Annotated in this window: 10 protein-coding genes; 7 read left to right on the forward strand and 3 right to left on the reverse strand. The window is 59.1% G+C overall.

What is annotated here, in order from left to right; genetic code table 11:
- Positions 1-65: 65 nt before the first annotated feature.
- On the forward strand, positions 66-731 hold the full coding sequence (locus ACP2AU_RS11230) for a response regulator (protein WP_426376269.1): 666 nt from the start codon (positions 66-68) through the stop codon (positions 729-731).
- On the forward strand, positions 721-2,076 hold the full coding sequence (locus ACP2AU_RS11235; RefSeq protein WP_426376270.1) for an ATP-binding protein: 1,356 nt from the start codon (positions 721-723) through the stop codon (positions 2,074-2,076). The genes ACP2AU_RS11230 and ACP2AU_RS11235 overlap by 11 nt, the downstream gene beginning before the upstream one ends.
- Positions 2,077-2,152: 76 nt before the next feature.
- Here ACP2AU_RS11235 and ACP2AU_RS11240 read toward each other — a convergent pair whose 3' ends face one another.
- Entirely contained in the window at positions 2,153-3,529 is a 1,377-nt protein-coding gene (locus tag ACP2AU_RS11240; protein WP_426376271.1) for a solute carrier family 23 protein, read from the reverse strand.
- 95 nt (positions 3,530-3,624) lie between these two features.
- Positions 3,625-5,253: an acyl-CoA synthetase gene (locus ACP2AU_RS11245; RefSeq protein ID WP_426376272.1), complete on the reverse strand. Its 1,629-nt coding sequence runs from the start codon at positions 5,251-5,253 to the stop codon at positions 3,625-3,627.
- A gap of 147 nt (positions 5,254-5,400) precedes the next feature.
- On the opposite strand from ACP2AU_RS11245, the gene ACP2AU_RS11250 reads away from it, so the two are divergent.
- Both ACP2AU_RS11250 and ACP2AU_RS11255 read left to right on the forward strand, forming a co-directional pair.
- A complete protein-coding gene (locus ACP2AU_RS11250) occupies positions 5,401-6,915 on the forward strand; it encodes a PAS domain-containing sensor histidine kinase (protein ID WP_426376273.1) in 1,515 nt (504 codons plus the stop codon).
- The gene (locus ACP2AU_RS11255; protein WP_426376275.1) at positions 6,915-7,565 is read left to right on the forward strand and encodes a response regulator transcription factor; all 651 of its coding nucleotides are present in this window, start codon (positions 6,915-6,917) and stop codon (positions 7,563-7,565) included. The genes ACP2AU_RS11250 and ACP2AU_RS11255 overlap by 1 nt, the downstream gene beginning before the upstream one ends.
- Here the strand turns inward: ACP2AU_RS11255 and ACP2AU_RS11260 are convergent.
- A complete protein-coding gene (locus ACP2AU_RS11260; protein ID WP_426376276.1) occupies positions 7,553-8,968 on the reverse strand; it encodes a PLP-dependent aminotransferase family protein in 1,416 nt (471 codons plus the stop codon). The genes ACP2AU_RS11255 and ACP2AU_RS11260 overlap by 13 nt on opposite strands.
- Before the next feature lie 206 nt (positions 8,969-9,174).
- Here ACP2AU_RS11260 and ACP2AU_RS11265 point away from each other — a divergent pair, with 206 nt between their 5' ends.
- The 3 genes from ACP2AU_RS11265 to ACP2AU_RS11275 are packed head-to-tail and all read left to right on the forward strand — an operon-like array spanning position 9,175 to position 11,522.
- Positions 9,175-9,480 (forward strand): hypothetical protein, encoded by a 306-nt coding sequence (locus tag ACP2AU_RS11265; RefSeq protein ID WP_426376277.1) that lies wholly within the window; start codon positions 9,175-9,177, stop codon positions 9,478-9,480.
- The gene (locus ACP2AU_RS11270; RefSeq protein WP_426376279.1) at positions 9,477-10,286 is read left to right on the forward strand and encodes a PhzF family phenazine biosynthesis protein; all 810 of its coding nucleotides are present in this window, start codon (positions 9,477-9,479) and stop codon (positions 10,284-10,286) included. Before ACP2AU_RS11265 ends, ACP2AU_RS11270 begins: the two co-directional genes overlap by 4 nt.
- A 45-nt stretch (positions 10,287-10,331) precedes the next feature.
- Positions 10,332-11,522, forward strand: a complete 1,191-nt coding sequence (locus tag ACP2AU_RS11275; protein WP_426376280.1) for an NAD(P)/FAD-dependent oxidoreductase — start codon at positions 10,332-10,334, stop codon at positions 11,520-11,522.
- Positions 11,523-11,524: the final 2 nt, after the last annotated feature.

Here is an 11,524-nt window from a genome sequence, read left to right on the forward strand (position 1 = left end):
TCTTTCAGGCTGCTGTCAGGTTATGGCTGTAGTATCGTTTTCAGAAATCGCAGCACAGGTGCTCTATGCGAATATTGCTGGTGGAAGATACCGCAGGGCTGGGAGAGGCCGTGCGAGAACAAATTACCGAGGACGGCCACGCCGTGGATTGGGTGCAGTCCCTCCGGTTTGCTGAGAACAGCCTGCGGACGACCAATTACGACCTGATCTTGCTCGACCTGTTGCTGCCGGATGGCCACGGCCTGGATTTTCTGAAAACCCTAAGAGCCACGGGAAATCGCACACCCGTCGTTATCCTTACCGCCAGGGACCAGGTTTCAGACCGCATCAGCGGGCTCAATGCCGGCGCCGACGACTACCTGATCAAACCCTTCGATCTTTCGGAGCTGTCTGCCCGGGTGGCGGCTGTCGCTCGCCGTTACCGTGGCAATCCGAACCCGTTGATACAGGTCGGCAATCTGGAGGTGGACCTGAGCCATCACCGAATCCAGCGCGATGGTCAGCCCGTGGAACTAACGGCCCGGGAGTGGGCCTTGTTTGAGGGCTTTATTCAGCGGCCAGGAATGCTGCTGTCACGGCAACAACTGGAAGACCGGCTGTACGCCTTCGGGGCCGAAATCGAGAGCAACACCATTGAAGTCTATGTCAGTCGCCTGCGGAAAAAGCTCGGGCGCGAGGCCATCGCCACGGTGCGGGGCATGGGCTACCGGCTGGAAACCCATGAGACATAACCAAAGCCTGCAAAAACGCCTTGGCATTGGCCTCACGCTGGGGGCTACCCTTCTGTGGCTGCTTGGGGTTGCTGCGTCCGGCCTGGTGGCGCAGCACGAAATGGACGAAGTCTTTGACAGCGCCCTGGAAGAAACCGCGCAACGCATTCTGCCGCTGGCCGTTACCGATATCCTGAACCGGGAAACGGATACGGGAAACCGGACCGCGCCCGCCCTGAAGCCACACAACGAATACCTCACCTATGTGGTCCGGGATCGCCAGGGCAACCTCCTGCTGAAGTCGCACGATGCCGACCTTGGCGTCTTTGAGAATCTACCCCGCGAAGGCTTCACCAACACCGCCACCCACCGCATCTACGGCGAGGCGGCTGTCAGTGACACCTTCTTCATCGACGTTGCCGAGCCCCTGGCGCATCGGCGCGAGGCCGCACTCGAAGCAGGCCTGGCGCTTTTGCTGCCGCTACTCATCCTGATCCCGGTCAGCCTGTTCGGAGTCTGGTGGATGGTTCGGCGATCTCTGCGCCCGGTGGTCGAATTCCAGCACTCCATTGAATCCCGGAGCGCGAGCGATCTCTCGCCCGTTACCCAGGAGGGTTTGCCACAGGAATTTTTACCAACCGCCGTTGCCGTCAACCACCTGCTGGAGCGGCTGAATCGCGCGCTTGACGCCGAACGGAGTTTCACCGCCAACAGCGCGCACGAATTGCGGACTCCCCTGGCAACGGCACTGGCCAAGGTGCAACGGCTGAAAACGCAGCTGGCGGATCAAAACCTGAAAAAGAACGCCGTTGAAATCGAGGAGGCACTGCGCGGCCTGTCCACCCTGTCTGGAAAACTGCTCGAGTTGGCCAAGGCGGAAGGCGGAGGTGCCCTCTCACAAGAACCTCACAATCTGGCGCCCATACTCACCATGATCGTCCGGGATTTTGAGGCCCAGATGCCGGACAGGATTCGTCTGGCGCTGCCCGAGGGTGAGGTGAACTCCCTTCTTGACACCGATGCTTTTGCGATTCTGGCCCGAAACCTGATTGAAAATGCTCTGAAGCACGGTGCCTTACAACGGCCAGTGGAGGTCATCCTGACCAGTGAAGGCATCCTGAGAGTCTGCAACCATGGAGATGTTGTCCCTCCCGACCAACTGGCCTCCCTGCGACATCGGTTTTCCCGCTACGACACCAAAGCCACAGGCTCCGGTCTGGGACTTGCCATTGCTGATGCCATTGCTTCAGGGTCAGGAATAACGTTGCATTTGCGATCACCCGCAAGCGGGAAGGCAGAGGGATTTGAAGCAGAGGTAGATTTAACCAGAGCGGGAATAGTAAAACAGACAACAAATACCGTCTGATAAAAAAGGGAGGCACAAAGGCCTCCCAAGGACACACAGGGGGTAGATGCCGCCGCCGAAGACAGCGGCATCAGGTTCAGTGCTCTTTGATGGGTTCCGCACCCGGTGCTTCCGGGTCCGGCGTGAATCCGAGCAGGTGCGTGCGCTCAATCAGGAAGTACAGTACCGCACCGGTCGCCAGGCCCCAGCCTGCGCCGTATACCGCGAGCACCACGCCCATGGTACCGGCAATGCCGCGCTCGGTATTATTCTCCAGTTGTTCCAGGCCCACCATCAAACAGATGTAACCGGTCAGCAGCAGGGTCAGCGACAGCGCAATCGGCAGGACCGGCTGGAAAAAGCTCACCAGCGGCAGCACGAACAGGGCAATGAAGCCGGTAATCCAGAAGGTACCGCCACCGCTGTAGATGGAGTCCATGGCATTGCGGCCATACTTGTAGCGCTCGGCCATGGTGGCGGTGACCGCCGTCCAGATCGGGCCGGCCAGGCCGGGGTATGGCGCAAAGAAAGCATGGCCACCGTTACGCAGTGCGGTCACCAGGTGTACCCGGTCAATACTGTTGTCGATGTCTTCGTCTTTGCGCAGATGATCAACACGGTTCATCAGGGACTGGCCCACCACAATGTCACCGAAGGCAATAACATAGGCAATGACCGCGGTCGGAATGGCGTACAGGAACACGCTCGCATCCGGGAAGCCGACACTGAACGGCAGGTAGTTCCACAGTTGGTCGAAGGCCGGCTTGGTGATGCCCCACTCCACGTTCGGAACGGCGTACTCACCGGTGGCAAAACCCACCAGAATGGCGACCACCATGCCCGGCACCATGCCGTAGTTGGCAATCTTGCGGGCAATGTTGCTCTTGTCGACAAAACCTTTGAACGACACCGAGAACATCAGGTACAGACACACCAGGCCGCCCACAATCAGGGAGATCGGCGTGTTGGCCAGGCGGCCACCGGCTTCGATTTCACCCATTAATGCGGCAATACCGGCACCAATGATGATACCGCCTTTCATGGAACGGGGAATCCACTCCACCAGCTTACTGCCCAGGCGGGTAACACCCAGAATCAGGAAAATCAGAAACACCAGGAACTGCAAGGCAAACAGCGCCTGAATAGCCTCGGGGCCGGGTTCGTAATCGGAGAGGAAAAGCAGCACCACCGGGATGCCCGGGGTAATCCAGCCCGGCACCAGCGGTACCCCCAGCAGCGCAGGCAGCATAAAGCCGATACCACACACCACCACATAGGCCAGCGCCACGTCGTAGGGCACGCCCAGGTATTTTTCCAGCAGGGGAATCATGGCCAGACTGACCACGAACATAATCAGCGCCTGCACCATTTCCGCGAATTCCCAGCGGTAATGGACAAAGGGCAGTCTTATTTTAAAGGGACCCGCCGGCCAGAACGGCTGCTCTTCCCCATTTTTTCGGTGAAACATTTGCATAACGATACCTCCAGACACCCTGTTCCAGATGCCAGCCTGTGTTGTTTTTGTGGAGAGGTTGGCCGCGCCCGGTGAGGACGCAGCCGTTCAAGGAATCAGTTCAGTTCTTTGGCCTGGTCCCTCAACACGAACTTCTGGATCTTGCCCGTTGAGGTTTTTGGCAGGTCGGTGAAGACCACCGTCTTCGGCACCTTGAACCGGGCCAGGTGCTCCCGGCAGAAGCTGATGATGTCGTCTTCAGAGACATCGCCGGCTTCGGGTTTCAGGGTGATGAAGGCACAGGGTGTTTCGCCCCACTTCTCGTCCGGCCGGGACACCACGGCGGCCTCCATGACCGCCGGATGACGGTACAGCGTGTCTTCCACTTCGATGGTGGAAATGTTCTCACCACCGGAGATGATGATATCTTTCAGGCGGTCCTTGATTTCCATGTAACCGTCTTCGTGCCACACCGCCAGGTCGCCGGTGTGGAACCACCCGCCCCGGAACGCTTCCTCGGTGGCCTTGGGATTCTTCAGGTAGCCTTTCATCACGGTGTTACCGCGCAGGAAAATCTCGCCAATGGTTTTACCGTCTTTGGGCACTGGCTGCATGGTGTTCGGGTCTCCGACCATGGTGCCGCCCAGCGTGTGATAACGCACACCCTGGCGAGCCTTGATTTTGGCGCGCTCCTGCAGCGGCAGCTCGTCCCACTCGGATTTCCAGGCGCAAACGGTGACCGGGCCATAGACTTCCGTCAGGCCGTAAACGTGGGTGACCTTGATACCCAGCTCTTCGATAGCACCAATGACCTGTGCGGGGGGCGCTGCGCCTGCGGTCATCGACTTCACCTCGTGCTCGATCCCGGCCTTGGCTTCCGGAGACGCATTCAGCAGCGCATTCAGAACAATCGGCGCTCCGCACATATGGGTCACCTGGTGATCACGAATCAGCTGCAGAATTTTCTCCGGATCGACCCGGCGCAAGCAGACGTGTGTACCGGCCATCGCCGTGATGGTCCAGGGGAAACACCAGCCGTTACAGTGGAACATCGGCAGGGTCCACAGGTACACCGGATGCATACCCATCGACCAGACGGTCTGATTGCCCAGCGCATTGATGTAGGCACCACGATGGTGATACACCACACCCTTGGGATTGCCCGTGGTGCCCGAGGTGTAGTTCAGGGAAATGGCATCCCACTCGTTTTCCGGGAAGTTCCACTGGAATTCAGGATCGCCCTCCTGCAGGAAAGCGTCATAATCCAGATCACTGACCTGAACCCCCTCACCGTATTCGGGATCATCCACATCAATGACCAGAGGCTTGTTTTCAAGCCGGCTGACCGCCTCTTTGACGACTTCACCGAACTCCCGGTCGGCAATGACTACCTTCGCTTCGCCATGCTCCAGCATGAAGGCGATAGCTTCGGCATCCAACCGCACGTTCAGGGTATTCAGAACGGCACCAATCATGGGCACGCCGAAATGACATTCCACCATGGCGGGGATGTTCGGCAGCATCGCCGCAACTGTATCTCCACGGCCAATGCCACGGCCTTTCAACGCAGAGGCCAGGCGCAGACACCGGTCGTAGGTTTCTGACCAGGTTCGGCGGATGGCCCCATGGATGATTGCCGGGTAATCCGGGTATACATTGGCTGTGCGCTCGATAAAATCAATGGGAGACTGCACAGCGTAGTTTGCATCGCGGGGCTCAAGGCCCTGGTCAAAAATTGACGTCATTGGTGTGGTCCTCTAACTCGAATGTTGTTTTTATGGCGTATACAGACGAATCGCTAAAACAGCTATAATCAGCATTGCCAAAAATGGTAGACCACAGAAAAAATACTAGAAACTCTACCAAGGTATTATGGTAAAACCACTATACTCATGAGCATTCCTAACGATATCAAGAAAATCAACCCGTTACTGGACAGCGACCCGCAACCCACGATGATTCTGGATTCAGAAGCACAGGTAACCGGCTGCAATCCTGCGGCTCATGAGCTCCTGCTGGCCAGTCGCCTGGCGTCGCCGGAGCGGTTGTTGCCGGTAAACGCGGCGGCATTGATCCAGGCCACCCTCAACCAGGGGCGCGCCATTGAAAACGTGGAATCGCGGTTCGCAGACCGGATTTACCTATGGAACTTTGTGCCGCTCGCCGGGGGGTCAGAGGTGCTGGTGCGGGGTCGGGATGCCACGACAGACATTCTTGACCAGGAACAGGCTATCCGCTCCAACCGCCTGTACCGCCTGATTACAGAAAACACCACGGACCTGATCTCCCGTCATGCGCCTGACGGCAGCTTTATTGATGCAACGCCCGCATCATGGCGATTATTGGGTTACTGGCCGGAAGAATTGCGGGGCAAAGCACTGGGGGACGTCTTCCAGGGCGACAACCTGCCGGAAAAGCTGGCAGACACCAGGCACCGGTTGCGGGAAGACGGCTACGCCACCCTGACGCTGGAGCTTCATCATCGCGACGGCAGCCGGCGCTGGTTCGAGATTGCCAGCCGGGCCATACGAGAAACCTACACCGGGGCTGTCGTGGAAGTCATCAGCGTGTCCCGGGATATTACTGCCCGGGTGGAATCGGAAGAACAGAACCGGCTGCTGGCCGATGAACTGGCCCACACCGCCCGGCTGGCCACCCTCGGCGAACTGGCGTCGAGCATCGCCCACGAAATGAATCAGCCGCTGGCCTCAATCGTCAATTTTGCCAGTGCCAGCCAGCGGTTCCTGAAAGGGGCCGCAGACCATCCGGAGCGACTGCTGAAAGTCGACGATGGCCTGCAGAAAATCGTCCACCATGCGAACAGAGCATCGGAGGTGATCAAGCGCCTGCGGGCATTCCTGCGCAAAGGCCAGAAACAGATGGCACCGGTGTCGCTCAACGCGGTGATCAGCGATGTGGTGAAACTGTGCCACTGGGAAGCAGAAAAGAACGGCGTACGCCTGCAGGATCACCTGGCAGCGGATTCGCCCGTCATTACTGCAGATCCGGTGCTACTTGAACAGGTACTCATTAACCTGATTCGCAACGGCATCGAAGCCAATGTCGAAGCAAAGGTTGAAAGCAGTCGCCCCTCCCGTGTTGTGGTCACCACCTGCATTAACGAGCAGCACGAGACACTGATTCAGGTGACCGACGAGGGTACGGGCCTGAGCGAGGCAGGCATCCGCCAGATGTTCCAGCCGTTTTTCACCAGCAAACCCAAAGGCCTGGGGCTAGGGCTTTCCATGAGCCGCTCGATCATCGAAGGCTTTGGCGGCTTTCTCGATGCCATGCCCGCCAGTACCGGAGGCCTGGCCCTGATTTGCCGATTCCCACCCCATCAAAATCGACTATCGCCCGCACATCGCACCCCAGATTCTGCCCTTTCACCAGGAGACACCCCCTGATGCCCGACAGTGACAACACCGTTTATGTGGTCGATGACGATGCCGGTATGCTCGAATCCACCCAGTGGCTGCTCGAATCCGTTGGCCTGAACGTCAATGCCTACAGCGATGGCCGCCAGTTTCTCGAGGCAGTGGAAGACCTGAAGCCGGGCTGTGTGATTCTCGATATCCGGATGCCCGGGCTGGGTGGGCTGAACGTTCAGGAGGAGCTGCAGAAGCGAAGCCTGGATGTGCCCATCATTTTCGTCTCCGGCCACGCCGATGTGCCCATTGTGGTACGCGCATTCAAATCCGGTGCCTTCGACTTCATCGAAAAACCGTTCAACGAGCAGCTGTTACTGGACAGCGTGCAACAGGCCTTGCAGGATTCCGGCGAGACTGCCCCCATGACGGCCCCAACTGCCGACACCGAAGCACGGCTGGCCAGCCTAACCCGCCGTGAAAAGGATGTGTTCCTGCCCCTGGCCCAGGGCTATACCAGCAAGGAAATTGCCGAGCAGCTGGATGTCAGCGTCAAAACCATCGACCTGTACCGGGCAAGGGTAATGAAGCGCCTGGGTGCGGAGCGCCTGCCGGATGTGACCGGAGTCGCCATTGCCGCGGGTTTGTTGGATCCACTTGAACTCAGGCAGCCCACTCAGCCGGATTGACGCTGGACTTCGTGGGCCAGAGAGCCCAGCCGTATCACCGCGGTCTCCAGGCGGTCCGTCCAGGGGTTGCCGCCGTTCAGCCGCAGACAGTTCTCGAACTTGTTGGTGGTAGAAAACATCAGCCCCGGCGCTACATTGATGTTTTCTGCCCGGGCCCGCCGATACACTTCGGTACCGGACACACCATCCGGCAGCTGCACCCATAGCACAAACCCACCCTGGGGTCGGCTGACCGCCGTGCCCTCCGGGAATGACCGGGCCACGGACGATCGCAGCCTCTCGGTCGCCTCCCGGAAGTGTTGCCTGGCACCGCGCAAATATCGGTCGTAACCGCCCTGCTCCAGAAAATGCGCCACCGCCAGCTGTGGAATGGACGAGGTTGCCAGGTTCACAAAATATTTGTGCTGGCGGGCACTGGCCATGTGTCGGCCGGGAATCATCCAGCCCAGTCTCAGGCCCGGTGAAATGGTTTTCGAGAAGGAACTGCAGTAGATCACGTTGTCGGCACGATCAAAGGCCTTGGCCGGCCGCGGTCGTTCACCCGTGTGGTACAGATCGCCATAGATATCATCTTCAATCAACGGCACATTAGCGGCCGCCAGCATGGCCACCAGCTGCTGCTTGCGCTCGTCCGTCATCCGGGCACCCATGGGATTACTGTGGTTCGGCACCACCACACAGGCTTTTAAAGGCCACTGCTCCAGGGCCAGTTGAAGACCCTCCAGACTGATGCCATCGGACGGATGGGTTGGAATCTCTATCACCCGCAGCCCTACGACTTCCAGCGCCTGCAGGATGCCCGGAAAAGATGGCGATTCCACGGCCACAATGTCACCGGGCTGGGTGACCGCTCGCAGGGCCAGAATGATGGCTTCCTGGGCACCATTGGTGGCAAGCACATCGTCTGGGGAGATCGGCACGCCAAGGCTGGCCATGCGCTGGGCAATCTGCCGGCGAAAGGATTCCTTGCCCGGGAAGGCATAATCCAGGGTTTCCAGGCCCCGCCGGGCAGCCCACAGGGTGCTCTGCTGGATCTGCCGCAACGGCAGATAATCCGGGTGGGGTATGGCGGTTGCCAACGGCACCATGCGCTTCTGCTCGTCCGCGCACAGATCCAGCGTCATTTCCCGGGCAGACACCGGCAGCGGCTGGCTGCGTTGTTCTGACATTCTGGGCTCCGGCACGTCCTTGGCAGGCATCCCTACGAAATAGCCGCTGCGCTCCCTGGCCTGCAGATAGCCGCGGGCTTCCAGCGTCTGGTGGGCCTGAAGCACGGTGGAAATGCTCACGCCGAACTGGCGGCTGAGCACCCGAACCCCGGGCAACCGTTCCCCCTCCCGGTAAACGCCATCCCGGATCAGCCCCTGCAGCTGATCTGCCACCTGGTTATAAAGCACGCCCATGGTCATCTCCCTGTTTACGGTGGGCCGGTCAATATCTATTGCAGCAGATCCGGCGCCAATTCAGGCAGTACAGATTGGCTACTTTTCGGCCAGCACAGTTCAGATTATAAGCCATCTGTACCGATTCAATGCCTGGTTAACTGAATCTGTTATGGCAACACGGATAGGCGAACAATAAAGCCATCCACTGAAGAAGGAGTTTCACCATGGCACAGGTACAGAAAACCCACGAGCGTTTTAATCAACAACCAGATAGATCCAGAGCCAGTCAGAAAGACCTGTTCAACCTTGCCGGTGCAGACGCTACTACAGGCAACGGCCTTCACCTCAAAACCATACAAGGCCTGGCCCGGGAGGGCATCCAGGTGATCCCGGCCGGCCACAACCACTGGATTCTCACCGGCAACCGCCCGCTGCCGGAAGTCCATTGCTACAGTGAGCGGGAATTGCAGCGCTTCGCCCGTTCGCGAGCCAGACATTCTCTGACCAACCCCAACAGGAAGAGCCAATGAACACCACACCGATTTATCAGGTCGATGCTTTTACCAACACCCTGTTCGGCGGCAATCCGGCGGCTGTTATGCCGCTGGACCGATGGCTGCCAGACGAAGAAATGCAGGCAATAGCGCTTGAGAACAACCTGTCGGAGACCACGTTTCTGATGCGGCTACCGGAGTCCGACCCGGCGGATTTTCACATCCGCTGGTTTACGCCCGCGGTGGAAGTCCCCCTGTGTGGCCATGCCACATTGGCCTCGGCATGGGTGGTGTTCAACCGGCTGAACTGGGCGGGCGACACCGTGCGTTTCCATTCGCAAAGTGGTCCGCTGGCGGTTACCCGGAGGCCAGAAGGATGGCTGGAGCTGGATTTCCCTAACCTGCCCTTCGAGCACAGGCCAACACCGGCGCTGGTTCTGGAGGCTTTGCCCGGGGCGCCGGCCGAGTCTTTCTATGTGCATAACGACACCAATTACATGGTGGTGCTGGGTTCCGAGGACGAGGTGCGGAGCGCAAACCCGGATAACCGCAAGCTGGCTGAACTGGGCAACCAGGGCCTGATTGTGACCGCCCCGGGAACGAACTGCGATTTTGTCAGCCGCTATTTTGCTCCCGGTGCCGGTATCGACGAGGACCCCGTCACCGGCTCCATCCACAGCGTACTGGTGCCCTACTGGGCCGAAAGGCTCGGCAAAACGGCTCTCAGGGCCCGCCAGATTTCTGCCCGCGGCGGCGAACTGCGCTGCGAACTCCGGGGCGAGCGCGTGGCCATCGCCGGCCAGGCCGTCTTCTACATGGAAGGCTCCGTGTCTCTGCCCTGAGGCTGGTATACTGCCCCGCGTTTTTCATCAACGGCAGGCAGTCTCATGGCAGGTTCATCTTCAGCGTATGACGTAATCATCATCGGCGCCGGCGCAGCCGGGCTGATGTGTGCCGCCACGGCCGGCTACCGGGGTCGGCGCGTGCTGGTGCTGGATCATGCCAACAAGCCGGGCAAAAAGATTCTGATGTCCGGCGGCGGGCGCTGCAATTTCACCAATCTGAACAGCACACCCGCCAATTTCCTGTCCGACAACCAGCACTACTGCATATCAGCCCTGAAGCGTTATACCCCCCAGGATTTCCTGGATCTGGTGGATCGCCATGGCGTCGAATATGAAGAAAAAGCTCCCGGCCAGTTGTTCTGCCGGGACAGTGCCAAAGACATCCTCAATGTTCTGCTGACGGAATGTGAATGGGCAGGCGCAGAGGTTCGATTGAAAACCGAGGTCCGGAGGGTGCGGGAGATCAGCCATGGTTACCAGGTGGTGACCGGCAGCGGTGTGCTGAGCTGCGAATCCCTGGTGGTGGCGACTGGCGGCCTGTCTATTCCCACCATGGGTGCCTCCGGGTTTGGTTACGAACTGGCCAAACAGTTTGGCCTGAAGGTATTGCCTACGCGGGCAGGCCTGGTGCCGTTTACCCTTCAGCCAGAACTGAAACAACAACTCGCACCACTATCCGGGGTCAGCTGCCCCGTGGATGCGCATTGCGCCAACCAGCATTTCCGTGAGCCCATGCTGGTTACCCATCGCGGGCTGAGCGGGCCAGCCATGCTGCAGGTGTCCAGCTTCTGGCAGCCAGGAGACGCCGTACACATTAATCTGCTGCCCGCCCGCGACATCCGGGACGACCTGCTGCAACTTCGTAAAGACAAACCGCAATCCACGCTGGCGCACTACCTGAACCAGCACCTGCCCAAGCGTTTCGCTCAGGCTTTCAACGAATTACAGGGCTGGAACGGGCCGCTTCAAGCCTGCCGCAATCAGGATATCGAACAGATAGCCAACACCCTGGGCAACTGGACCATCAAACCCGGTGGCACCGAAGGTTACCGGACAGCGGAAGTCACACTCGGCGGAATCGACACTCGCCAGCTCTCCTCCAAAACCATGGCGGTGCTGGAGCGGCCGAATCTCTTCTTTATCGGGGAAGTGGTGGATGTTACCGGGCACCTCGGCGGGCACAATTTCCAGTGGGCCTGGGCTTCCGGTGTTGCGGCAGGAAACGAGGTTTAAGC

It is taken from the genome of Marinobacter sp. VGCF2001 (assembly GCF_049943275.1).
In the GTDB taxonomy this organism is placed as follows: Bacteria; Pseudomonadota; Gammaproteobacteria; order Pseudomonadales; family Oleiphilaceae; genus Marinobacter.